General features: G+C 60.8%; 22 protein-coding genes, 2 tRNA genes and 3 rRNA genes. 12 read left to right on the plus strand and 15 right to left on the minus strand.

The genetic code is table 11. The annotated features are described in order from the left end of the window. Positions 1-63 precede the first annotated feature (63 nt). Both AB4850_RS27550 and AB4850_RS27555 read left to right on the plus strand, forming a co-directional pair. Positions 64-1,035, plus strand: coding sequence for a potassium channel beta subunit family protein (locus tag AB4850_RS27550; RefSeq protein WP_414445625.1), 972 nt, complete (start codon positions 64-66; stop codon positions 1,033-1,035). Between the two features lie 110 nt (positions 1,036-1,145). Next, positions 1,146-1,991, plus strand: coding sequence for a 23S rRNA (adenine(2030)-N(6))-methyltransferase RlmJ (locus AB4850_RS27555; RefSeq protein ID WP_414445626.1), 846 nt, complete (start codon positions 1,146-1,148; stop codon positions 1,989-1,991). Between the two features lie 21 nt (positions 1,992-2,012). Here AB4850_RS27555 and AB4850_RS27560 read toward each other — a convergent pair whose 3' ends face one another. The 9 genes from AB4850_RS27560 to AB4850_RS27600 all read right to left on the minus strand — a co-directional run bounded on the left by AB4850_RS27560 (position 2,013) and on the right by AB4850_RS27600 (position 9,001). Beyond that, positions 2,013-2,339: a hypothetical protein gene (locus AB4850_RS27560; RefSeq protein ID WP_414442613.1), complete on the minus strand. Its 327-nt coding sequence runs from the start codon at positions 2,337-2,339 to the stop codon at positions 2,013-2,015. Positions 2,340-2,495: 156 nt separating this feature from the next. Beyond that, positions 2,496-2,642: a DUF3563 family protein gene (locus AB4850_RS27565; RefSeq protein ID WP_206128603.1), complete on the minus strand. Its 147-nt coding sequence runs from the start codon at positions 2,640-2,642 to the stop codon at positions 2,496-2,498. A 225-nt stretch (positions 2,643-2,867) separates the two neighbouring features. After that, positions 2,868-3,266 carry a Cu(I)-responsive transcriptional regulator gene (gene cueR, locus AB4850_RS27570; RefSeq protein ID WP_414442614.1) on the minus strand — a complete coding sequence of 133 codons (399 nt, stop codon included), beginning with the start codon at positions 3,264-3,266 and terminating at the stop codon, positions 2,868-2,870. Between the two features lie 157 nt (positions 3,267-3,423). After that, positions 3,424-3,537, minus strand: a 5S ribosomal RNA gene (gene rrf, locus AB4850_RS27575). A gap of 192 nt (positions 3,538-3,729) precedes the next feature. Then, positions 3,730-6,609 (minus strand): 23S ribosomal RNA (locus tag AB4850_RS27580). Positions 6,610-6,917: 308 nt separating this feature from the next. After that, positions 6,918-6,993, minus strand: a tRNA-Ala gene (locus AB4850_RS27585). Positions 6,994-7,029: 36 nt separating this feature from the next. Further along, a tRNA-Ile gene (locus AB4850_RS27590) sits at positions 7,030-7,106 on the minus strand. Between the two features lie 64 nt (positions 7,107-7,170). Beyond that, a 16S ribosomal RNA gene (locus AB4850_RS27595) occupies positions 7,171-8,701 on the minus strand. Together the 16S, 23S and 5S rRNA genes with 2 tRNA genes alongside form the textbook arrangement of a ribosomal RNA operon. A gap of 147 nt (positions 8,702-8,848) precedes the next feature. Beyond that, complete coding sequence (locus AB4850_RS27600) at positions 8,849-9,001, minus strand: hypothetical protein (protein WP_414442615.1); 153 nt, start codon at positions 8,999-9,001, stop codon at positions 8,849-8,851. Positions 9,002-9,310: 309 nt separating this feature from the next. Here AB4850_RS27600 and AB4850_RS27605 point away from each other — a divergent pair, with 309 nt between their 5' ends. The 4 genes from AB4850_RS27605 (at position 9,311) to AB4850_RS27620 (ending at position 13,049) form a co-directional block, all read left to right on the plus strand. Then, positions 9,311-10,528, plus strand: coding sequence for a DUF2863 family protein (locus AB4850_RS27605; RefSeq protein WP_414442616.1), 1,218 nt, complete (start codon positions 9,311-9,313; stop codon positions 10,526-10,528). Between the two features lie 180 nt (positions 10,529-10,708). Further along, positions 10,709-11,533 (plus strand): LuxR C-terminal-related transcriptional regulator, encoded by an 825-nt coding sequence (locus AB4850_RS27610; protein ID WP_414442617.1) that lies wholly within the window; start codon positions 10,709-10,711, stop codon positions 11,531-11,533. Positions 11,534-11,593: 60 nt separating this feature from the next. Next, a complete protein-coding gene (locus AB4850_RS27615) occupies positions 11,594-12,268 on the plus strand; it encodes an energy-coupling factor ABC transporter permease (RefSeq protein ID WP_414442618.1) in 675 nt (224 codons plus the stop codon). Between the two features lie 160 nt (positions 12,269-12,428). Further along, positions 12,429-13,049, plus strand: coding sequence for a BspC domain-containing protein (locus AB4850_RS27620; RefSeq protein WP_414442619.1), 621 nt, complete (start codon positions 12,429-12,431; stop codon positions 13,047-13,049). A 97-nt stretch (positions 13,050-13,146) separates the two neighbouring features. Here AB4850_RS27620 and AB4850_RS27625 read toward each other — a convergent pair whose 3' ends face one another. Further along, positions 13,147-14,298: a M14-type cytosolic carboxypeptidase gene (locus tag AB4850_RS27625; RefSeq protein ID WP_414442620.1), complete on the minus strand. Its 1,152-nt coding sequence runs from the start codon at positions 14,296-14,298 to the stop codon at positions 13,147-13,149. Positions 14,299-14,367: 69 nt separating this feature from the next. Beyond that, positions 14,368-15,150, minus strand: a complete 783-nt coding sequence (yaaA, locus tag AB4850_RS27630) for a peroxide stress protein YaaA (RefSeq protein ID WP_414442621.1) — start codon at positions 15,148-15,150, stop codon at positions 14,368-14,370. Between the two features lie 57 nt (positions 15,151-15,207). Between yaaA and AB4850_RS27635 the strand changes: the two genes are divergently transcribed. Together AB4850_RS27635 and AB4850_RS27640 are read left to right on the plus strand one after the other, a co-directional pair. Next, positions 15,208-15,699, plus strand: a complete 492-nt coding sequence (locus AB4850_RS27635) for a putative toxin-antitoxin system toxin component, PIN family (RefSeq protein ID WP_414442622.1) — start codon at positions 15,208-15,210, stop codon at positions 15,697-15,699. A gap of 69 nt (positions 15,700-15,768) precedes the next feature. Then, positions 15,769-16,941 carry a pyridoxal phosphate-dependent aminotransferase gene (locus tag AB4850_RS27640; RefSeq protein ID WP_414442623.1) on the plus strand — a complete coding sequence of 391 codons (1,173 nt, stop codon included), beginning with the start codon at positions 15,769-15,771 and terminating at the stop codon, positions 16,939-16,941. A 9-nt stretch (positions 16,942-16,950) separates the two neighbouring features. Here AB4850_RS27640 and AB4850_RS27645 read toward each other — a convergent pair whose 3' ends face one another. Next, entirely contained in the window at positions 16,951-17,604 is a 654-nt protein-coding gene (locus AB4850_RS27645; RefSeq protein ID WP_414442624.1) for a glutathione S-transferase family protein, read from the minus strand. A 183-nt stretch (positions 17,605-17,787) separates the two neighbouring features. On the opposite strand from AB4850_RS27645, the gene AB4850_RS27650 reads away from it, so the two are divergent. From AB4850_RS27650 to AB4850_RS27665, 4 genes are all read left to right on the plus strand, one after another. Next, positions 17,788-18,579 carry an oxepin-CoA hydrolase, alternative type gene (locus AB4850_RS27650; RefSeq protein WP_414442625.1) on the plus strand — a complete coding sequence of 264 codons (792 nt, stop codon included), beginning with the start codon at positions 17,788-17,790 and terminating at the stop codon, positions 18,577-18,579. Positions 18,580-18,586: 7 nt separating this feature from the next. Next, positions 18,587-19,306, plus strand: a complete 720-nt coding sequence (locus AB4850_RS27655) for a histidine phosphatase family protein (RefSeq protein WP_414442626.1) — start codon at positions 18,587-18,589, stop codon at positions 19,304-19,306. 25 nt (positions 19,307-19,331) lie between these two features. Continuing rightward, positions 19,332-20,444, plus strand: a complete 1,113-nt coding sequence (locus AB4850_RS27660) for a phosphotransferase (protein WP_414442627.1) — start codon at positions 19,332-19,334, stop codon at positions 20,442-20,444. Positions 20,445-20,535: 91 nt separating this feature from the next. Next, positions 20,536-21,756 carry an acyl-CoA dehydrogenase family protein gene (locus AB4850_RS27665; RefSeq protein WP_414442628.1) on the plus strand — a complete coding sequence of 407 codons (1,221 nt, stop codon included), beginning with the start codon at positions 20,536-20,538 and terminating at the stop codon, positions 21,754-21,756. Between the two features lie 63 nt (positions 21,757-21,819). On the opposite strand, the gene AB4850_RS27670 is transcribed toward AB4850_RS27665, so the two are convergent. From AB4850_RS27670 to AB4850_RS27680, 3 genes are all read right to left on the minus strand, one after another. Beyond that, positions 21,820-22,335 carry a MaoC family dehydratase gene (locus AB4850_RS27670; RefSeq protein ID WP_414442629.1) on the minus strand — a complete coding sequence of 172 codons (516 nt, stop codon included), beginning with the start codon at positions 22,333-22,335 and terminating at the stop codon, positions 21,820-21,822. Beyond that, a complete protein-coding gene (locus AB4850_RS27675; RefSeq protein WP_414442630.1) occupies positions 22,332-22,790 on the minus strand; it encodes a MaoC family dehydratase in 459 nt (152 codons plus the stop codon). Before AB4850_RS27675 ends, AB4850_RS27670 begins: the two co-directional genes overlap by 4 nt. A 269-nt stretch (positions 22,791-23,059) precedes the next feature. Further along, positions 23,060-23,488 carry a DUF1178 family protein gene (locus AB4850_RS27680; RefSeq protein ID WP_414442631.1) on the minus strand — a complete coding sequence of 143 codons (429 nt, stop codon included), beginning with the start codon at positions 23,486-23,488 and terminating at the stop codon, positions 23,060-23,062. Positions 23,489-23,512: the final 24 nt, after the last annotated feature.

Consider the following 23,512-nt stretch of genomic DNA (forward strand, 5'->3'; position numbering starts at 1 on the left):
GTCCTGCATGCCGTCCGCAAACGGGCTAAGCTAGCCGCTGTTCCGAACAGGAGGAAAGCCATGATGAATTACCGACGCCTGGGCCGATCCGGGCTGCAAGTCAGCGAATTGTCGATCGGTTCGTGGGTCACGTACGGCAATCAAGTCGATCAACGTGCCGCGCGCGAATCGCTGGCCGCGGCGCGCGATGCCGGCATCAATTTCTTCGACAACGCCGAGGTGTACGCGCGCGGGCAATCCGAGGAAATCATGGGCGAAGCGTTGAAGTCGCTCGGCTGGTCGCGCATCAGCTATGTGGTGTCGACGAAGTTTTTCTGGGGCCTGGCCGAAGCACCGAATCAATACCACACGCTGAACCGCAAGTATCTGATGGACGCGATCGACGGCTCCTTGCGCCGGCTGAAGCTCGACTACGTCGACCTCGTGTTCTGTCACCGCCCCGATCCGAATACGCCGATCGAGGAGACGGTCTGGGCGATGAGCGACATGATCGCGCGCGGCAAGGCGCTTTACTGGGGCACGTCGGAGTGGAGTGCGGATGAAATTCGCGCCGCTTACGACATCGCCGAGCGCCATCACCTGCACAAGCCGGTCATGGAACAGCCGCAGTACAACCTGCTGCACCGCCGCCGCGTCGAGCAGGAATACCATCGGCTCTACGAAGACATCGGCCTGGGCCTCACTACATGGAGCCCGCTCGCATCGGGCCTGCTGACCGGCAAGTATCGCGATGGGGTACCGGCCGACAGCCGAGCCGCCATTCAGGGCTACGACTGGCTGCGCGAACAATTGACGGATCCGGCGAAGAATCAGGCAGTCTCGAAGCTGGCCGGCGTCGCCGACGAGCTCGGCTGCACGCTGGCGCAGTTGGCCATCGCGTGGATTCTGAAGAACCCGAACGTCAGCACGGTCATCACCGGGGCCTCGCGCGTCGAACAGATCGGCGAAAACATGAAGGCGATCGAGGTGGCGGCCCGCTTGACGCCGGAGTTGAAGCAGCATATCGAGGAGATCGTCGGCGATCAGGCGCAGTAAGCGCTCTCGCGTACAATAGTCGGCCGCGCGAATTGCGAATGCAGGTGCCTGAGTGGCGCCTGCAAAGCGTTCGAGCGGCCGTTTTTGACTCTACTCGCCTCATCCCCGCCATGTTCAGTTACCGCCACGCGTTCCATGCCGGCAACCACGCCGATGTGCTCAAGCACGCCGTCGTCGTCCAGTTGCTTCACTACCTGAACAAGAAAGACAAATCGTATTGGTATATCGACACGCACGCGGGGGCGGGCGTGTATGCGCTGGACGAAGGCTTCGCGGCGAAGACGGCCGAATACGAAACCGGCATTGCCAAGCTGTGGAATGCCGACGACCTGCCCGCGGCACTCTCGGACTACGTCGACGAAATCCGCTCCTGCAACGAGTCTGCCGATCTACGCTACTACCCGGGCTCGCCATACCTCGCGTGGCGCATGCTGCGTGAGCAGGACCGCATCCGGCTGTTCGAGATGCACAGCACCGAAATCGATATCCTGCGTCACAACTTCCGCGACGCAGGCCGGCGCGCGATGATTTACGCAACAGATGGTTTCGAAGGGCTCAAGGCCCTGCTGCCGCCACCTCCGCGTCGCGCCCTGGTACTCATTGATCCTTCGTATGAAGACAAGCGCGATTACGCGCGCACGCTGGCTTGTGTCGAGGAAGGGTTGAAGCGCTTCGCGACCGGTTGCTATGCCGTGTGGTATCCGCAGGTCAAGCGCCCTGAATCGGAGCGCTTCCCCGACCAACTGAAGCGGCTGCAGACGACGAACTGGCTGCATCTCACGCTGACGGTCAGTCATGCTCCGGCAGATGGATTCGGGCTTTACGGGAGCGGCATGTTCATTCTGAACCCGCCCTATACGCTGGCTGAATCGATGCGGGAAGCCCTGCCCTATCTCGTAGAAACACTCGGCCAGGATGGCGGCGCCAAGTTCGGCCTCGAACTGCGCAGCGCCTGAGCAAGCAGCCGAGGCAGTTCGCTATTGCCGATAGCCCGGCGTAGCAGGCACGCGGATATACGGTGCGACGACAACAGGCACCTGGTTGCTTTGCTGCAATTCAGCGGGCTGCCGGATCTGCGCAGGCTCGACAATCGGCGCCGGATTCAACGGTGCAGTTTGCAGCACCGTACCGGAGCGCCCATCGTGGATACCGGTTTGCGTTTCGAGCACTACCGGCGGCCGCTCTTCTTGTCTGGCGGGCTGCTTTGCGTTCGCATTCGAGCCCCAACTGGCGATTGCTATCAGCAGCACCGCCCACCATTGACGCTTGCCCGAATCACGGTACATCGAAGACATCTTGTTCATCCCGCCCGTCCGTTGGATTGATCCCGTTTTCAAGACGATACCGCTGGATGCCTACCTCGTGCGACATTGATCGGATCAAAAAAGCAAAAGCCCCGACAAGTTCGGGGCTTTTTACATTTTTGCATGCAAACCGCATGCAGCCGAAACGGGTTCAGCTTACAGCGAGTAGCCGTTCGTTTCGAGCGAGCGAATGCGGTGCTCGAGTTGAACGATGTCGCTCGACGATGCCAGATAGGCTTCGCGACGCTCACGTTCAGCAGATTCAAACCAGTAGCTCAACTTTTCAACGATGTACGCAACCATGATGCTCTCCAAGGAAGTTTGAGATCCCCCGGCTGACACTGAATCAGGGATATCCCGTATAGGGTTGACCCGAATTATAGCGAGAACGCACCATCTTGCTAATGAAATGCACGAATAGTTTGCATTCCAAAACAGAATGCATCTCAGAAAATACACTCAACCCATTGATTTACTTAGGAATCATGTGCAAATGGAGAATTTTTCGAAGAATTTATATGCACAATATTAGTGCATTTCGGTATCGGCGAGTTGTTCAAGGATCGGGCAGTCCGGGCGATCGTCGCCATGGCAGTGTGCCGCGAGCTTGGCCAAGGTATTTCGCATGTCCGTGAGCTCGGCAATTCTCTGGTCGAGTTCGGATACATGTTCGAGGGCAATCGCCTTGACCTCCGCGCTGGCACGGAAGCGGTCTTGCCAAAGCGCCAGCAGCTTTCGGACATCGTCGACGAGAAAACCCAGCCTGCGCGCTTGCCGGATGAACTTCAGCAGATGAACTTCGCTATCACCGTACGTGCGGTAGCCGGCATCGGTTCGCTGCGCTGGCTCGATCAGGCCGACGCTTTCGTAGTAGCGAATCATTTTCGCGCTGACGCCCGAGGCGCGTGCGGCTTCACCGATATTCACGTGATTCCTCCGTCGATAACGGCCGATCGTAGCGCGATATTGAAAATGGTGCTGACTATGTACCCGTTGCGAGGGCGTCCCGTTGCGAAGGAATGTTTTCCTCAGCTCCAAAGACAAAACCCCCACTGCATACGCAGCGGGGGTTCTGAAGAGGGAAGCCTGACGATTACCTACTTTCACACGGGCAATCCGCACTATCATCGGCGTAGAGTCGTTTCACGGTCCTGTTCGGGATGGGAAGGGGTGGTACCGACTCGCTATGGTCATCAGGCTAAAGGGGTTGATGCGTCGCTGTTGAGCGCCACATCCAATCTGGAAGAAGTAGTAATGAGTTGTGTGTATCGGCACACGAGGACTCAATTCTGTATAACTTATCGCGCTGTTTAAGATCCTGAACCTGTGGTTCAGGACGGGATATCTGTAAGTGCTGAAGCACTCACAGCTATCGACGCAGACTTGTTATAGGATCAAGCCTTACGGGCAATTAGTATCAGTTAGCTGAACGCATTACTGCGCTTACACACCTGACCTATCAACGTCCTGGTCTCGAACGACCCTTCAAGGAGGTCAAGCCTCCAGGGATATCTCATCTTAAGGCGAGTTTCCCGCTTAGATGCTTTCAGCGGTTATCTCTTCCGAACATAGCTACCCGGCGATGCCACTGGCGTGACAACCGGTACACCAGAGGTTCGTCCACTCCGGTCCTCTCGTACTAGGAGCAGCCCCCTTCAAATATCCAACGCCCACGGCAGATAGGGACCAAACTGTCTCACGACGTTTTAAACCCAGCTCACGTACCTCTTTAAATGGCGAACAGCCATACCCTTGGGACCGGCTACAGCCCCAGGATGAGATGAGCCGACATCGAGGTGCCAAACACCGCCGTCGATATGAACTCTTGGGCGGTATCAGCCTGTTATCCCCAGAGTACCTTTTATCCGTTGAGCGATGGCCCTTCCATACAGAACCACCGGATCACTATGACCTGCTTTCGCACCTGCTCGACTTGTCGGTCTCGCAGTTAAGCACGCTTATGCCATTGCACTATCAGCACGATTTCCGACCGTACCTAGCGTACCTTCGTACTCCTCCGTTACACTTTGGGAGGAGACCGCCCCAGTCAAACTGCCTACCATGCACTGTCCCCGACCCGGATCACGGGCCAAGGTTAGAACCTCAAACAAACCAGGGTGGTATTTCAAGGACGGCTCCACCGAAACTAGCGTTCCGGTTTCATAGCCTCCCACCTATCCTACACAGATCGGTTCAAAGTCCAATGCAAAGCTACAGTAAAGGTTCATGGGGTCTTTCCGTCTAGCCGCGGGGAGATTGCATCATCACAAACACTTCAACTTCGCTGAGTCTCGGGAGGAGACAGTGTGGCCATCGTTACGCCATTCGTGCAGGTCGGAACTTACCCGACAAGGAATTTCGCTACCTTAGGACCGTTATAGTTACGGCCGCCGTTTACCGGGACTTCAATCAAGAGCTTGCACCCCATCATTTAATCTTCCGGCACCGGGCAGGCGTCACACCCTATACGTCCACTTTCGTGTTTGCAGAGTGCTGTGTTTTTATTAAACAGTCGCAGCCACCAGTTTATTGCAACCCTTTCACCCTTCTGGCGCAGGCCAGTCAAGCTACAAGGGCGTACCTTATCCCGAAGTTACGGTACCAATTTGCCGAGTTCCTTCTCCCGAGTTCTCTCAAGCGCCTTAGAATACTCATCTCGCCCACCTGTGTCGGTTTGCGGTACGGTCACTGTTAAACTGAAGCTTAGAGGCTTTTCTTGGAACCACTTCCAATTGCTTCGCTTCCTAAGAAGCTCGCGCCACACCCTTGAATTCTGTGCCCGGATTTGCCTAAGCACCTTCTCCAATGCAGCGACCGGGACTTCCAACACCCGGACAACCTTCCGCGATCCGTCCCCCCATCGCATTTAACAATGGTGCAGGAATATTGACCTGCTTCCCATCAGCTACGCATTTCTGCCTCGCCTTAGGGGCCGACTCACCCTACGCCGATGAACGTTGCGTAGGAAACCTTGGGCTTACGGCGAGGGGGCCTTTCACCCCCTTTATCGCTACTCATGTCAGCATTCGCACTTCCGATACCTCCAGCACACTTTACAGTGCACCTTCGCAGGCTTACGGAACGCTCTCCTACCATGCACATAAATGTGCATCCGCAGCTTCGGTATATAGCTTAGCCCCGTTACATCTTCCGCGCAGGACGACTCGATCAGTGAGCTATTACGCTTTCTTTAAAGGATGGCTGCTTCTAAGCCAACCTCCTGACTGTTTTAGCCTTCCCACTTCGTTTCCCACTTAGCTATATTTGGGGACCTTAGCTGGCGGTCTGGGTTGTTTCCCTCTTGACACCGGACGTTAGCACCCGATGTCTGTCTCCCGCGATTGCACTCTTCGGTATTCGGAGTTTGCTATGGCGAGGTAATCCGCAATGGACCCCTCAACCATGACAGTGCTCTACCCCCGAAGGTGAGACGCGAGGCACTACCTAAATAGTTTTCGGAGAGAACCAGCTATTTCCAAGTTTGTTTAGCCTTTCACCCCTATCCACAGCTCATCCCCTAACTTTTCAACGTTAGTGGGTTCGGACCTCCAGTACGTGTTACCGCACCTTCATCCTGGCCATGGATAGATCACTTGGTTTCGGGTCTACGCCCAGCAACTGAACGCCCTATTCGGACTCGCTTTCGCTACGCCTGCCCTATTCGGTTAAGCTTGCTACTGAACGTAAGTCGCTGACCCATTATACAAAAGGTACGCCGTCACCCCTTACGAGGCTCCGACTGTTTGTATGCATGCGGTTTCAGGATCTATTTCACTCCCCTCCCGGGGTTCTTTTCGCCTTTCCCTCACGGTACTGGTTCACTATCGGTCGATCACGAGTATTTAGCCTTGGAGGATGGTCCCCCCATCTTCAGACAGGATTTCACGTGTCCCGCCCTACTTGTCGTACACCTAGTTCTTTCATACTGTTTTCGTCTACAGGGCTATCACCTGCTATGGCCGCACTTTCCAGAGCGTTCGACTAACAATACAAATAAAGAGTACAGGCTCTTCCCATTTCGCTCGCCACTACTTTGGGAATCTCGGTTGATTTCTTTTCCTGCGGTTACTTAGATGTTTCAGTTCACCGCGTTCGCTTCACATAGCCTATGTATTCAGCTATGGATACTCCAAAAGGAGTGGGTTTCCCCATTCGGACATCTACGGATCAAAGCTTGTTTGCCAGCTCCCCGTAGCTTTTCGCAGGCTACCGCGTCCTTCATCGCCTGTGATCGCCAAGGCATCCACCACATGCACTTGTTCGCTTGACCCTATAACGAGTCTGTCTCGCTTGCGCTGGACAGTCGCTACAGGTTGAGTTCTCGCATTTGTGCCGTATTCCAATTTGAGCCGAACAATTAAGTTCGAATCTTCTTGAGATACATCGATACAATCACAACCCGAATAACTTTCACGCCCATCTCAAATAGACGTTTCCGTTATTCAAATTACTACTTCTTCTAGATTGTTAAAGAACGACAGCCGATAAGTACACATGGTGTACAGATCGCTCTGACTGGCTCAATCGCCAATGACAAATCCTCAGGTCACACTGACCTGAACGCTTGTCATTGAAGATTGGTGGAGGCAGACGGGATCGAACCGACGACCCCCTGCTTGCAAAGCAGGTGCTCTCCCAGCTGAGCTATGCCCCCATACAGAGACTTCTCAAGGATACTGTCCAGACTAAGTGGTGGGTCTGGTTGGATTCGAACCAACGACCCCCGCCTTATCAAGACGGTGCTCTAACCAACTGAGCTACAGACCCCTGAGTCTGTCTTGATTTACAGCCGATAAGCGTGAACGCTCAACTTTCGCGGTATTAGCTCGAGAAAGGAGGTGATCCAGCCGCACCTTCCGATACGGCTACCTTGTTACGACTTCACCCCAGTCATGAATCCTACCGTGGTGACCGTCCTCCTTGCGGTTAGACTAGCCACTTCTGGTAAAACCCACTCCCATGGTGTGACGGGCGGTGTGTACAAGACCCGGGAACGTATTCACCGCGGCATGCTGATCCGCGATTACTAGCGATTCCAGCTTCACGCACTCGAGTTGCAGAGTGCGATCCGGACTACGATCGGTTTTCTGGGATTAGCTCCCCCTCGCGGGTTGGCGACCCTCTGTTCCGACCATTGTATGACGTGTGAAGCCCTACCCATAAGGGCCATGAGGACTTGACGTCATCCCCACCTTCCTCCGGTTTGTCACCGGCAGTCTCCTTAGAGTGCTCTTGCGTAGCAACTAAGGACAAGGGTTGCGCTCGTTGCGGGACTTAACCCAACATCTCACGACACGAGCTGACGACAGCCATGCAGCACCTGTGTATCGGTTCTCTTTCGAGCACTCCCGGATCTCTCCAGGATTCCGACCATGTCAAGGGTAGGTAAGGTTTTTCGCGTTGCATCGAATTAATCCACATCATCCACCGCTTGTGCGGGTCCCCGTCAATTCCTTTGAGTTTTAATCTTGCGACCGTACTCCCCAGGCGGTCAACTTCACGCGTTAGCTTCGTTACTAAGGAAATGAATCCCCAACAACTAGTTGACATCGTTTAGGGCGTGGACTACCAGGGTATCTAATCCTGTTTGCTCCCCACGCTTTCGTGCATGAGCGTCAGTATTGGCCCAGGGGGCTGCCTTCGCCATCGGTATTCCTCCACATCTCTACGCATTTCACTGCTACACGTGGAATTCTACCCCCCTCTGCCATACTCTAGCTTGCCAGTCACCAATGCAGTTCCCAGGTTGAGCCCGGGGATTTCACATCGGTCTTAACAAACCGCCTGCGCACGCTTTACGCCCAGTAATTCCGATTAACGCTTGCACCCTACGTATTACCGCGGCTGCTGGCACGTAGTTAGCCGGTGCTTATTCTTCCGGTACCGTCATCCCTCGGCTTTATTAGAGTCAAGGATTTCTTTCCGGACAAAAGTGCTTTACAACCCGAAGGCCTTCTTCACACACGCGGCATTGCTGGATCAGGCTTTCGCCCATTGTCCAAAATTCCCCACTGCTGCCTCCCGTAGGAGTCTGGGCCGTGTCTCAGTCCCAGTGTGGCTGGTCGTCCTCTCAGACCAGCTACTGATCGTCGCCTTGGTGGGCCTTTACCCCACCAACTAGCTAATCAGCCATCGGCCAACCCTATAGCGCGAGGCCCGAAGGTCCCCCGCTTTCATCCGTAGATCGTATGCGGTATTAATCCGGCTTTCGCCGGGCTATCCCCCACTACAGGACATGTTCCGATGTATTACTCACCCGTTCGCCACTCGCCACCAGACCGAAGTCCGTGCTGCCGTTCGACTTGCATGTGTAAGGCATGCCGCCAGCGTTCAATCTGAGCCAGGATCAAACTCTTCAGTTCAATACCTGTTACTGTTTTTCGGTTCTTTCGAACCGGTCGCTCACTCAAAGCTGACAGGATTACGAATTACTTCATAAACCTGACTTACTTTTGTGTGAGACTCTTGATACTTTTGCTGACCTGATCCTAAGATCAGGACCGCTTCCATCAAGCGTCCACACTTATCGGCTGTAGATTGTTAAAGAGCGTTTCCGAGAGAAGCTTGGCTTCGTTTCGGCGCTGCGTTTTCAGCAGCAGAGAAGCGAGATTATGAAGAACATTTTGAAGCGCGTCAACTAATTTTTTCAGCGCTTCGATCAACAAACCGCATCGATCGAGTTCCTCACCAGTTCAAAGAAGCGGCCCAAATTCCGGCGCTCTCCTTGTCCTGCCTGGCTCCTCCTCTCGTTCTGCGTTTCCGTCATCGCGAGAGAGGCCGAATTCTAAGCAAGCTTTCCCGATCGTGCAAGAGGGTTCGAGCATTTTTTTTCGCATACCGCCACCCTCCAGTCGCCGAGATCGATCTCGCTTGCGCCAGGACGCGCGCTCGTTGGTGTGAACCGCAGCATCCGCCAGGAACGGACTAAAATGGCAGGTTCATCGCACCCACTCTAATATTGATCGAGATCTATGCGCCAGCGAACCGCCAAACGCCTTCCCCCCGATGCCGACAAACTAGTCGGCTTGTCGCTCGCGCTGTTCGCGTCCGGCAGTCGCGTCGAAGATCGGTTCTGGGAAGCGAAGCTCGACGCGCTGCTCACGAAGGTGATCCGCAACGGCAATCAGACGACCCTCGACGCCGCGCTCGACCATCTGCAACAGAATCATGCAGACGCCTACGGCGCCCTCGCCGACATGGCCGAGACGCATAGCGAATCGCTGCTGCTCGAGCACGAAGGACAAACGCACGAAGCCCTGCTCGTCGCGATACCGATTCTCGCCTGGACGCGCTACATGATTCCGTCCGGCCCGCTCAAGACGGAAATCGCCGATGTGCTGCACACGCATCTGCAAGCACATGTACTGGCCGAACAGACGCACGTGGCGCTCGCGCCGTTCCTCTACAGCATCGACCAGTTGCCGCGCCATCACGTCGAGGCCTACCGCCTCACGCAGCAGCTGGCGCAAGCCGCATTGGGCGGCCAAACGCCGCGCATCAACTTTGGCGACCTGCCCGAGACATCCCCGATCCTCGCCGATCCGCGCTTCCTGCTCGCCGTCGTGGCCGCGCCGGCCGGTTCGGCCATGTTCCGCTGGCAGGAAGAAGATCAGGGCGCGCGTATCGAGCGCGGCCAGTGTCTCGAACAATGGACGGGCCAGGGCGGCGCCAATCTGTCCGTCGCGCTGCCGGGCTGCGAATTCGAGTGCCTGCTGCCGGATGCCTATTACTCGGCCTGCCGCGACGCCGACGAACGCGTTCGACCACACACCATGCGCACGGCGACCCGCTATCTGTTCGATACGATCGGTGCGGCACCGCAAGAGCTGCGCGCAGTGGTTGCAGGGTTCGGCGAGCGACGCATTGACGAATATCGAATCGGCTTCACCCGCCGCGGCAGCAACGACGTGATCTACGGCGTCGTGTGGCCGCTCTACGGACGCGAGAACGGTGATGTCGCGGCCGAAGACACGATGATCGACGCGGACACGCCAATCGACGGCCCGCTCGAGGAAATCGTCTCGCTGCTCAAGGAAACGGGCGTGACCGACATCCGCCGCCATGCCGGCCGCTTCGAACCGGAATACTGCGACGACTGCGGCGTTCCGCTCTATGCCGACCCGCTTGGCGAAATTGTCCACGCAGAAATGCCGGAAGATGCGTCGCCGGCACAGCCGCACTTCCACTGAGCCGACAACCCTCGGCCGTACTTCGCCGTGACAAAGAGCCGCCAACTAGGCGGCTCTTTTTTTCACATACTTGCGATTCTTCCTATGACTTTCAGCTAGGCCGACACGACCCAGGCGTTTTGTCATCATGGCCGGGACGCTACATCGTCATCCATCAATAACGCGAACAAGGAGGCAAAGATGAGATTCATGGTGTTGAGTCCGGATGCGGAACGCCGCGATGGCTTGAAGGCATTGTTACGTCAGATCGATCGGCGCAGCGGTTACAGTGATGCAAGGGATTGGCGGCAAGCGATGCGCCTAGCCAAGCAGGGCAGCTTCGACCTGATCGTCGTGGATGCGCCGAAGGGCCTGCGACTCGACGATCTTCGCGCGCTCTGCGACGCCTGCGCACCCACACCGGTGGCCGTACTGATCGATGCCACCTCGCGCGAAGAAGCGCGGCAGCAATTCGCCACGGGCGCACAAGGCATCGTGCCGCGCAACATGGGTTCGCATCTCGTGATACGTGCGTTTGAAATGGTGCTGCTCGGCGGTTACTACGTCCCGCCCGGCGCGCTTGATCTGATCGAAACGCAGGTCGACGGCGCCCGCACCGCACACATCGTCAACCGCATCCCGCTACGTCGCAGGCCAACGGTCGGCACGCTGTCTCCGCGACAAGCGCAGATCATGCGCTTCGTCCATATGGGCAATACCAACAAAATGATTGCACGCACGCTCGGCATCAGCGAAGGCACGGTCAAGATTCACCTGGCCAGTATTTTCCAACAGCTCGGTGCGGCGAACCGCGCCGCTGCCGTCGCCATCTACAATGGCTGGCTACCACCCCATCTCGAAGTGCTGACCACCCAGCCACAAGGCTTTCCGCGGCCGGTGCTCGGCGCACCAGGGGTCATTCCGTTGCGTGGCAAAAAGTATCCGATGAGCGCCTGCGACGGCCCGCATGCACCGATGCCAATGGCGGCCGAATCCGCACCGACGACGCTGAAACGCAACACCTGACGGCCTGACGGACGTCGAATCGGTTCCCATTTTTTAGCTTCCACGAGTAATATTAAAACCATGGGTTTCCTGTACACGCCGCTTCCGCTCTGGGTCGCTGCCGGTGGCTGGATCGCTGCCGGGGTGCTGCTCGCGCTCGCGTTGTGGAAACGTCCGTTCCATCGGCTTAAGGATCCAACGCTGCAACACGTCTGGTGCGCCTTGATCGCCACCATTACCGTGTTGTGGGCATCAAATGCATGGCTCGACGACGGTCTGGTCATGCATCTGCTTGGCGCGACGTTGATCGCCACGCTGTTTGACTGGACACTCGCGCTGGTCGCCATGAGCGCGGTCACCGGCATCGCCGCCGTCGTCTTCGATGCAACCTGGCAAGGCATCGGCCTCACTTACCTGGTCTATGGCGCACTTCCGGTTGCCGTGTCCACGCTGATGCAGCGTGCAACGACGGCCTGGTTGCCGCACAACCTGCTCACCTTCATCGTCGGGCAGGGCTTCGTCGCACCGGCCGTGACGATCATTGCCGTGGCGGCAACCGCAGCCGGTGTGCAGATCGGGATGGCTGATGGATCGACACTCGTGATGCCGGCAGGCTATGGCCTGAACACCGTGCTGCTTGCACTCGGCGAAGCCTGGTTCACCGGCATGGCGACTGCCCTGATCGCGATCTACAAGCCCGAATGGGTCACCACGTTCGATGTGCGCCGTTACCGGCTCGGCGGCCCGCGAGCCTGACGTCTGCCCACCGCATCGCCACATTTCCGCTTCATGACATTTCGCCTTCACCCTCGAATGGATCGCGGCATGTCAAAAAAATTGCGCTAAGATTGAACTCTTGTTCTTCGCCGGGCATCTTACGTGCCCGGTGTCTTCACTCCGCACTCTCAAATTCCTGATGGACAGCTTCCCCGCCCAGCGTCTTTTTGGCGTGTTCGGCAAGCTGGCAGCCTGTGTCGCAGGCCTGTCGCTTGCGCTTTCCGCCCCCGCCTTTGCCGATCTGCTCGATCAGCGCACCGAACTGATCAACAAGTACATCACCGAGATGCACGCCGATCCGCTCGTCGCCGATTGCGCCGCGCACGGCAACTTCATCGCCAGCACCTCGTCGGCATTCGACCACGTCGAATTTCCGCCCAGCGCCTTCGACAGCAACAACGCTACCGTTACGCCGTGGAACGATTCGTTCGACGAAGGCAAGCAACGTGTGAAGGTCGACAATATCGTGACCATCGAAGGGCTCGGCATTCCGCAGAACGGCGGCGATCCCTCCACGCTGAAGTTCCGCTGCGGCTATGTGGGCAGCCAGATGCTTGCATTCGGCTGGAACGATCCGGTTCCGCCCGCCAGGCCGCGCGTCGAGCGCACGAGTTCGTCGAAGCGCGTCGTCCACGGCCGGCACGTCAAGTCGAAGACGAAAGCCAAGGCCGGCAGCAAATCCACGCACAAGGGCGGCACGGTCAAGAAGTCGACAAGCTCGAAGAAGGTCGTGAAGAAGAAGCCCGCGTCGAAAAAGTAAGCCGGTGCGCGCCGCAGCGGCGCAGGCCCCGTTCAGCAAACGAAAAGGCCGGAATGTTTTGACATTCCGGCCTTTTGCTTTCAACTCGCCCGATCGATCAAGCGAAACGCTGCACGTGATTGAGAATCGGCAGCAGCATGGCGGCACCCAGCGAGGCACTTCGTTCACCATTCCAACCCACGCGCTCGTCGGGCAGATTGGCGTTGTCCTTGAACGGCATTTCGAGCGTCAGTGACAGGCAGCCGAATGCGTGGCCGATATACTTCGACGCCAGCTTCAACGCATCCTCGCGATACTTGCCGGCCGGATAGCCATATTCATCTTGAAAATCCGGGCTCGCCTGCTTGAATGCGGCGATGAACGCGTCCTGCTCCTCGCGCTGGCGATCGGTGAAGCCCGGCAGCATCTCCGAACCGGCCACGAACACGTAGGGCAGATCCTCGTCGCCGTGGATATCGAAGAACATGTCGCAGCCGATCGCGTGGATCGCATCGCGCACCACCAGCACCTCGGGGCTGCGCGCCGCATCGGGCTCCATCCACTCGCGATTCAGGTTGGCGCCAACGGCATTGGTGCGCAGGTTGCCATGCACGCTGCCGTCCGGGTTCATGTTCGAGACGATGTAGAACGTCGCGTGATCGTAGAGCTTGCGCGCCACCGCGTCGCCGGCCCAGTCGCCCCAGCCGGCCAGGCGCTTGACGAGCCCCTCGACGAACCACTCGGCCATCGATTCGCCCGGATGCTGGCGCGCGATGATCCAGACTTTTTTCTTGGCGCCCGTTTCGTCGGGCGTGCCCAGCACCAGCAGCGACATCGGCCGGCCTTCCACGGTGCGACCGAGATCGACAACGTTGGCCTGCGGCATCTGCTGCACCGCGCCGAGGAACTCGGCATGGCGCTCCTCGCCGTAAGGCTCGAAGTACGCGTAGTAGATGCTGTCGAAATCGGGGGTGTGATCGATCGTCATCACGGTGCCGTCGAACTCGGTCGGCACACGGAACCAGTTCACGCGGTCATAGCTCGCGACCGCGCGATAGCCGCGCCAGCCGGCCGGGTAGGCGCTCTCGTGGGCGTTCTCGAAACGCATCACGCAACGCTCGCCGCGCGCGCCCGACAGGCGGAAGTAGAACCATTGCGCGAACGTCGACTGATTGTCGCTGCGAATGCGCAGGCGGATTGCGTCGGGGCTGTCGCACGACACGACATCGATCGCGCCGGCGTCGAACTGGGTGGAAATCGAGAGCGTCATCTTGTCTCCTGGAAGCGGCGCCCTCGTGAGGCCCCGTGAAAATTCAATCCGCGACGGCCGCCGCGTGGATCACGCGTCGAGCCGGCGACGGAACACATAAGTGGAATCGTTCGACGCGGACGCTTCGAACGCATAGCCTTCCTCTGCGAAATCGCGCAGCCGCTCGGCCGAGGCGATCCGGTTCGTGACCGCGTAACGCGCCATCAGGCCGCGCGCCCGCTTGGCATGGAAGCTGATGATCTTGTACCGGCCACCCTTCCAATCTTCGAACACGGGCGTGATGATCGGCGCATCGAGCAGCTTCGGCTTGACCGACTTGAAGTACTCGGTCGAGGCGCAGTTCACGAGCACGCGCGAATCGGCGGTGCGCGTGGCGAGCTGGGTGTTCAGCGCGCGCGTGATGCGCTCGCCCCAGAACGCGTAGAGATCCTTGCCGTGCGGGTTCTCGAAACGCGTGCCCATTTCGAGCCGGTACGGCTGCAGCAGATCGAGCGGACGCAGCAGGCCGTACAGCCCGGACAGCACGCGCACGTGCTGCTGCGCGTAATCCAGATCGGCGGCCGACAGCGAGCGCGCGTTGAACCCCTCGTACACGTCGCCGTTGAACGCGAGCACCGCCTGCTTGGCGTTGTCGGTCGTGAACTGGCGAGACCAATCGGCGTAACGCTGGAAATTGAGGTGAGCGAGCGGGTCCGAAATGTCCATCAGCGAGGCAATCTGCTGAGGCGACAATTTTCGCAATCCATCGATCAACTGGGCCGCCTCGTCGACGAAATCGGGCAGCGTATGCGTCGGGATATGGGGCGGGGTCTCGTAATCGAGCGATTTCGCGGGGGAGAGAACGATTATCATGGAGGCTCGCCGGCACGCGCTAAGGTGCCGTCAGACAAAAATCACCGATTGTAACGAATGCCCAGCCCCAACGCTCCGCGAGACGGGCGCCGCGTCGTGCTCGACTCGAATGTCTGGATCGATATCCTCGTGTTCGACGACCCGGCCACGCGCCCTATCCGCACTGCCCTCGAAAACGGCACGCTGGTCGCGCTGATCGATGCGCGCTGCCTGAGGGAACTCGAACGCGTGCTCGATTATCCACAGTTCGCGCCACGCCAGATCGACAAGCCCGTCGCCCTGGCCGCCGTCGTGCGGCTCACGCAGCAGGTCGACACCTCGGCGCCCCTGCCCGACGACGCGTTGCCGTTGCCGAAATGCCGCGATCGCGACGATCAGAAATTTCTCGATCTCGCGCGCGCCGTCGAAGCCGACTGGCTCGTCTCCAAGGATCGCGACTTGCTGAAGCTGTCGCGCCGCACCGAACGCGATTTCGGGTTCCGGATTCTGCAGCCGGCACCGTTCGTCGTCGCGTGCGGGCTGACGCCAACCGAACCGGCGCCCGCCTGACGGCGCGCCGCCGCCCCGGAGCACGAGCCGCCGCCCTTTCAACGAATCGAACCGAACGCCCGACACACGATGAACGCACCGTCCGCCACGCCCGTCACGCCTGCCGTCGTTTCCCGCCTGCCGCAGGTCGGCACCACGATCTTCACCGTCATGAGTGCGCTTGCCACGGAAAAAGGCGCGGTGAATCTCGGCCAGGGCTTTCCCGATTTCGACTGCGACCCGAAAATCGTCGACGCGGTGGCCAATGCCATGCGCGACGGCCACAACCAATACCCGCCGATGACGGGCGTGGCCCCGCTGCGCGAAGCGATCGCCGACAAGATCGAGCAGATCTACGGCCGGCGCTACGACCCGGCCACCGAAATCACCGTGACGGCCGGCGCGACCCAGGCGCTGCTCACCGCGATCGTCTGCGCCGTGCACCCGGGCGACGAGGTGATCGTGGTCGAGCCGACCTACGACAGCTACCTGCCTTCGATCGAGCTGGCGGGCGGCAAGCCGGTGTTCGTCACGCTCGACGCGCCCGACTACGCGATCCCGTTCGACAAGCTGGCCGCGGCCGTCACGCCGAAAACGCGCCTGATCCTGATCAACACGCCGCACAACCCGACCGGCACGGTCTGGCGCGAATCGGACATGCGCCAGCTCGAAGCCATCGTGCGCGGCACCGAGGTGCTGATCGTGTCCGACGAGGTGTACGAGCACATGGTGTACGACGGCGCGCGGCACGAAAGCGTTGCGCGCTATCCGGAGCTGGCCGCGCGCAGCTTCATCGTGTCGAGCTTCGGCAAGACCTATCACGTCACGGGCTGGAAAGTCGGCTACGTGGCCGCGCCGGCGCCGCTGATGGCCGAATTCCGCAAGGTCCATCAGTTCAACGTGTTCACGGTCAATACGCCGATGCAGGTCGGCCTGGCGGCCTATTTGCGCGACCCGACGCCGTACCTCACGTTGCCGGCGTTCTACCAGAAGAAGCGCGACCTGTTCCGCGCCGGGCTGGCATCGACGCGCTTCAAGCTGCTGCCGTGCACGGGCACCTACTTCCAGTGCGTCGACTACTCGGCGATCAGCGATCTGCCCGAAGCCGAATTCGCCCAATGGCTGACGACGGAGATCGGCGTCGCGGCGATCCCCGTGTCGGCGTTCTATCACGAGCCGCACGAATCGGGCGTGGTGCGCTTCTGCTTCGCCAAGCGCGAAGACACGCTCGCCACCGCACTCGAGCGCCTGTCCAGGCTCTGATCCCGAACCTCAACGCTTGACGGCCGCCGCCTCCAGGTAGGCCTTGCGGTCCGCGCTCACGCGCCGGGCCGCGGGCCGCTCGCCAATCAGCTTCGTGTACGCCTTCCAGTCGATGCCCGCCTCGACGACGAAATCGCGCCCGTACACGGCCTTGGTCGCCAGCCCGACCAGCGGCAGGTGAATATAGGCGGCCACGTCGGCCATCCCGTACGTTTCGCCGAACACGTAGGGCGCGAACTGCGTCATCTGCCGCAGCACCGCCAGCGCGCGACTCAGGCGCGCCTCGGCCTGATGAAGGAGGTCGTCGTTGACGACACGGCCGTAGAACGCCTGCGGATACAGATCGCGCACCACCCATTCGAGATACAGCTCGATGAAGATCGTCAGCTCGCGTACCTTCGCAGCCTCGAACGGATCGGCCGGGTAAAGTCCTTTGTCGGGAAAGCGCGCCGCCAGATAATCGACGATCGCCTGCGATTCCGACAACGCGCCCTGCTCGGTGCGCAGAAACGGCACCTTGCCGAACGGCGACGCGGCCAGTGCATCGGCATCGCGCAGCGGCAAGGAAAAAAGCTGCTCGTCGAACGGGATCTCGTGATCGAGCATCACGAGCTTCACCTTGTTGTAGTAATTCGATACCGGCAAACCACACAACTGCAGCATCGTCGTTCTCCTGTCCTGGCTGGGTCGAAACGCGGGCCGGCTCGCGATGCCGGGAGCCCGTCATGCCGTGCCGAATAGCACGTGCGTGCTAGTCTAAAGCACTTCGCAGAACCCACGACCGGGCGCACGACGCCGATCCGCCGCCGCGCCGGCCACGAGACAGCCTTCCAGGAGACACCCCGCATGAGCGCCGAACTGCTCGCATCCCGCCCCGTCGAAAGCGAATCGACACTCGTCCTCACGCTCTCCAACCCCGGTGCGCGCAACGCCCTGCATCCCGACATGTACGCGGCCGGCCTCGAAGCGATGAATACCGCCGAGCGCGATCCGTCGATCCGCGCCGTTGTGCTGACCGGCGCGGACCACTTCTTCTGTGCGGGCGGCAACCTGAATCGATTGCTCGAAAACCGCGCGAAGGACCCGGCCGTACAAGCCGACAGCATCGATCTGCTCGGCGAATGGATCACCGCGATCCAGACGGCAACCAAGCCCGTCATCGCGGCCGTGGAAGGCGCAGCGGCCGGCGCCGGTTTTTCGTTGACGCTGGCCTGCGACCTGATCGTGGCCGCCGACGACGCGAAGTTCGTCATGTCGTACGCCCGCGTGGGCCTGACGCCGGACGGCGGCGGCTCGTGGTTCCTGGCGCGCGCCTTGCCGCGCCCGCTGGCCACGGAAATCCTGATCGAGGGCAAGCCCGTCGCAGCGAAACGACTGCATGATCTCGGCGTCGTCAACCGCATCGCGCGCGCCGGTTCGGCGCTCGGCGACGCCATCGCCTGGGCCGACGAACTCGGCCGCGTTTCGCCGAACGCCGTGACACGCGTCAAGGCGCTGCTGGCCGATGCGCCCGAGCACACGCTGGCCGCGCATCTGGTGGCCGAGCGTGATCAGTTCGTCGCGTCGCTGCGCCACGCGGATGCGCTTGAAGGCATCACGGCCTTTCTCGAGAAACGGCCGCCCGTCTATCACCGCTGATTCCACCATGACCCAATACATCCTGCCGAAACGCCGCCGTATCTATCTGATGCGTCATGGCGACGTGACCTATTTCGATAGCACGCAACAACCGATCGATCCCGATACCGTCCCGCTCAACGACCACGGCCGCACGCAGGCGCGCGCGGCGGGGCGGGCGTTCGCCGCACAATCGATCCGCTTCGATCGCGTCATCACGAGCGGCCTGAAGCGCACTGTCGAAACGGCATCGCGGGTGCTGGAAGAAACGGGGCAAGCCATCGAGATCGAGATCCAACCGGCCTGGCGCGAGATTCGCGGCGGCCATCTGGCCGACGTGCCCGCCGAACAGGTGCAAGCCGCCTTCATCGACGCGCTCGACGGCGTCGTGCCCGAGCACATCGCGTTTCTCGGCGGCGAAACGATCGGGGAATTGCTCGACCGCGTGTTGCCGGCGCTGGCCGCGCTGCGCGCCGACCCGGGCTGGGACACGGCCTTGCTGGTGCTGCATGGCGGTGTCAATTGCGCCCTGCTCTCGCATGCGATGCTGCCCGAGCAGCGGCTCTTCATCGGCCGCTTCGCGCAGTCCACCGCCTGCATCAACGTGCTCGACGTCGGCGAGCACGCGCACGACTGGGTGATCCGCCAGATCAACTACACGCCGCCCGACGCCCTGCATCGCGACGCCCGCAATACCACGATGGAAGTGCTATACCACCAGTTCACCCTGGCGAACGCGGCCCACTGAGCCCGCCCGCGCCCCGGAGGAAAGGATGACGCAAGCGCAGCAACCGGAAGCGAATCCGGACCCGAACGACTATTCCGCCTTCGAGGGCACGATGCCCGTCGGCGCGGCGCATCGCATCGATCTCGCCACGCTCGACGCCTGGCTCGCCGGCCATCTCGACGGCTACGCCGGCCCGCTGACGATCGAGCAGTTCCGCGGCGGCCAGTCGAACCCCACGTATCGGATCGTGACGCCGGCACGGCGCTACGTGTTGCGCGCGAAACCGGCGCCGGCCGCCAGGCTGCTGCCGTCCGCACATGCGATCGACCGCGAATACCGCGTGATGGCGGCCCTCGCCAATACCGACGTGCCGGTGCCGCAGATGCTCGCACTCTGCGAGGACGAATCGGTCATCGGCCGTGCGTTCTACGTGATGAGTTGCGTCGAAGGCCGCGTGCTGTGGAATCCGTCGCTGCCCGGCATGACGCAGGCCGACCGCGCGGCCCACTACGACGAGATGAACCGGGTGATCGCCACGCTGCACGCGCTCGATCCGCAAGCGCTCGGCCTCGGCGATTACGGCAAGCCCGGCAACTATTTCGCACGGCAGATTGCGCGCTGGAGCAAGCAGTACGCCGCCACCGAGACCGAGCCGATCGAGGCGATGCATCGCCTGATCGACTGGCTGCCGCAACATATCCCGGCCACCGATGCCGGGCAGGAGCGCAGCGCGATCGTCCACGGCGATTTCCGGCTCGACAACCTGATCTTCGCGCCCGACGCGCCGCGCGTGCTCGCCGTGCTCGATTGGGAACTGTCGACGCTCGGCAATCCGCTTGCCGATTTCGCCTATCACTGCATGACGTGGCACAACGAGCCGGGCCGCTTCCGCGGAATCGCCGGGCTCGACTGGGCGGCGCTCGGCATTCCCGACGAACGGCACACGATCGCACGCTACGTCGAACGCACCGGCTTCGCGATCGATGGCGACTGGCACTTCTACCTGGCCTACAACATGTTCCGGATCGCCGCGATCCTGCAGGGGATCATGAAGCGCATAGCCGACGGCACCGCGTCGAGCGCACGCGCCCTCGATGCCGGCCGGCAGGCCCGGCCGATGGCAGAACTGGCCTGGCGCTACGCGCAGCGTGTGCACTGAGCCGTGCTCTCTCCTGACGCATCACCCCGTTTCGCCCGTTGCCGATTGCCCGCTCCGATGCAGATGAACGTCCCACTCCAGCGAGGTTGCGATGGATTTCGATGACTCCCCGACGGTCGACGTACTGCGCGAGCGGTTGCTCGCCTTCTTCGATAGCCATATCTACCCGAACGAACGCGCCTTCCAGGACGAGATCGCGCAAAACCGACGCGACGGCAATGCCTGGCGGCCGGTCGGCCTGCTCGACACGCTGAAGGACGAAGCGCGAGCGGCCGGCCTCTGGAACCTGTTCCTGTCGGCCTCCGACCGCGGCGCGGGCCTGTCGAATCTCGACTACGCGCCGCTGTGCGAAATCATGGGCCGCGTGCCATGGTCGCCCGAGGTGTTCAACTGCAACGCGCCCGACACCGGCAACATGGAAACCCTCGAGCGCTACGCCACCGACGAGCAGAAACGGATGTGGCTGGACCCGCTGCTCGACGGCACGATCCGTTCGGCGTTCCTGATGACCGAGCCGGAAGTGGCGTCGTCGGACGCGACCAATATCCGCACGCGTATCGAACGCGACGGCGACGCGTACATCATCAACGGCCACAAATGGTGGTCGTCGGGCGCGGGCGATCCGCGCTGCAAGCTCTACATCGTGATGGGCAAGACCGATCCCGATGCGCCTCGCCATGCGCAGCAGTCAATGATCCTCGTGCCGTCGGACGCGCCCGGCGTGACCGTGCATCGGCCGCTGACCGTGTTCGGCTACGACGACGCACCGCACGGCCATATGGAAATCACGCTCGACAACGTGCGCGTACCGGCCGCCAACCTGCTGCTCGGCGAGGGCCGCGGCTTCGAGATCGCGCAGGGCCGCCTCGGGCCGGGCCGAATCCACCATTGCATGCGCCTGATCGGCCTGGCCGAACGCGCGCTCGAACTGATGTGCCGGCGCGTGCTGGCGCGCGTGGCGTTCGGCAAGCCGGTCGCCGAGCAGACGGTCACGCAGGAGCGCATTGCCGAGGCGCGCTGCCTGATCGATCAGGCGCGGCTGCTGACCTTGAATGCCGCCTGGAAGATGGACCGCGCCGGCAACAAGGCCGCGCGCCGCGAGATCGCGATGATCAAGGTGGTAGCGCCGAACATGGCGTGTCAGGTCATCGACTGGGCGATTCAAGCCCATGGCGGCGGCGGCGTCAGCGACGATTTTCCGCTCGCCTATGCCTATGCGTCGGCACGCACGCTGCGCTTCGCCGACGGCCCGGACGAAGTGCATCGCAACGCCATCGCGAAGCTCGAACTGGCGCGCTACACAACGGCGTAGGCAGGAAAGTCGACATCTCACGAACGCGCGCCGGCCCAGCGCGCGTTGCCATTCATTCCGCCATCAGAACAGATGCAGGGTGATGAATTCGGCCGCGCAGGCCAGCGCCGGCTCGCCGGTCGAATCCACCTGCACCGCCACCGACCACGCGCATTGCAGGCCGCCCTGCTTGCTGTCGGTTGCCGTCTTGACCGAAAACAAGCCGCGCACTTTCGCGCCCACCGGCACCGGCCGCAGGAAACGCACGCGGTTCAGCCCGTAGTTCACGCCCATGCGCTGCTCGAATTCGATTGCGTCGGTCATCAGCGACGGAATCAACGACAGCGTCAGGAAGCCATGCGCGATCGGCGCACCGAACGGCGATTCGCGCGAGGCCCGCTCGGGGTCGACGTGGATCCATTGATGATCGTCGGTCGCGTCGGCGAAACGGTTCACGCGCTCCTGATCAACGGTGATCCAGCGGCTCGCGAAGCCATCCGCGCCGACCAGTGCGCGCAGCGCCTCGATCGACGCAATGCGCGGCCGCTCGGGATTCAATTCGGGCTTCGCTTCGGGCTTTATTTCGGGCGCGCCGCTCATACCGCCGCCTGCGGGTTGCGCAGCCCGAAAATGATCTTCGAGCGCACCGTGATCACGGTTTCGCCTTGCTCATCGGTACCGATCCATTCGGTCGTCGCGATGCCGCGATCCGGACGGCTCGCCGACAGCCGCTTGTCGAGAACGCGCTGCTGCATCGTGATCGTCGCACCGGCCCGCACCGGCTTGATCCAGCGAATCTCCTCGATGCCGGGCGATCCCATGCTGGTCGAATCATGCAGCACGTTGCGCACCAGCATGCCCATGAACACCGAGCAGGTGTGCCAACCACTCGCCACCAAACCGCCGAACGGCGAGGCCTTGCCTGCCGCCTCATCGAGATGGAACGGCTGCGGATCGAAACGCTGCGCGAAATCGATGATTTCTTCCGGTGTGAACGTGTGTTTGCCTATCTCGGTCAACGTGCCGACTTCCAGGTCTTCATAACCGAACGTCATGCTGATATCTCCTGTCGGGTTGCGCGGCTTCGGGCCGCATCGTCGTATCGAATTCCAAGCCGTGCGGCAACGCCGTGCATCGTCGGCTCGGGTCGTGAAAGTGCGGAGGGAAAGCGCGTGAGGCGACGCGCTCGGCCGATGGGCCTCACGCTGCATTGCGGCGGCAACGCAGGACGTGCCGCCGACAGAACATCATCCGGATCCATATCGTGTCTCCTGGCCGCTGGCCTTGGGCTGGGCCCGAAAGGCACGTGCTGATCAGGATCGGATCATTGCAATGGCTCTTTCAGGGCGGCCGGCACCGGCAGCGACATCACCTCGATGCCTTCTTCGACGAGTGCGCGGGCATCCTCGGGCGAGGTCACACCGCGGATGTTGCGCGCGGGGGCTTCGTTGTAATGGATGCGCCGCGCTTCCTCGGCGAAGCGCTCGCCCACGTTCTCGGTCTTCTCCAGCACCTCGCGCAGCGTGCGCATCAACTGCGCCTGCATCTGCTGCGGATCGGCCGCCTGCGATTTGCCTTGCGTCGCGCCGGACAAATTCAAACGCGGCGCCGACGGCATCCGGTTGATCTCGGTCGCCCCACACACCGGGCATTCGACCAGCTTGCGGGACAGTTGAGATTCGAAATCGTCGGCGGACGCAAACCAGCCTTCGAAACGATGGCCGTGCGTGCACTGTAAATCGAGGACCTTCATGCTGAATCGGGGCGTTTCGCGAGT

Origin of the sequence: Burkholderia sp. 22PA0106, from assembly GCF_047497155.1 — a bacterium.
In the GTDB taxonomy this organism is placed as follows: domain Bacteria; phylum Pseudomonadota; class Gammaproteobacteria; order Burkholderiales; family Burkholderiaceae; genus Burkholderia.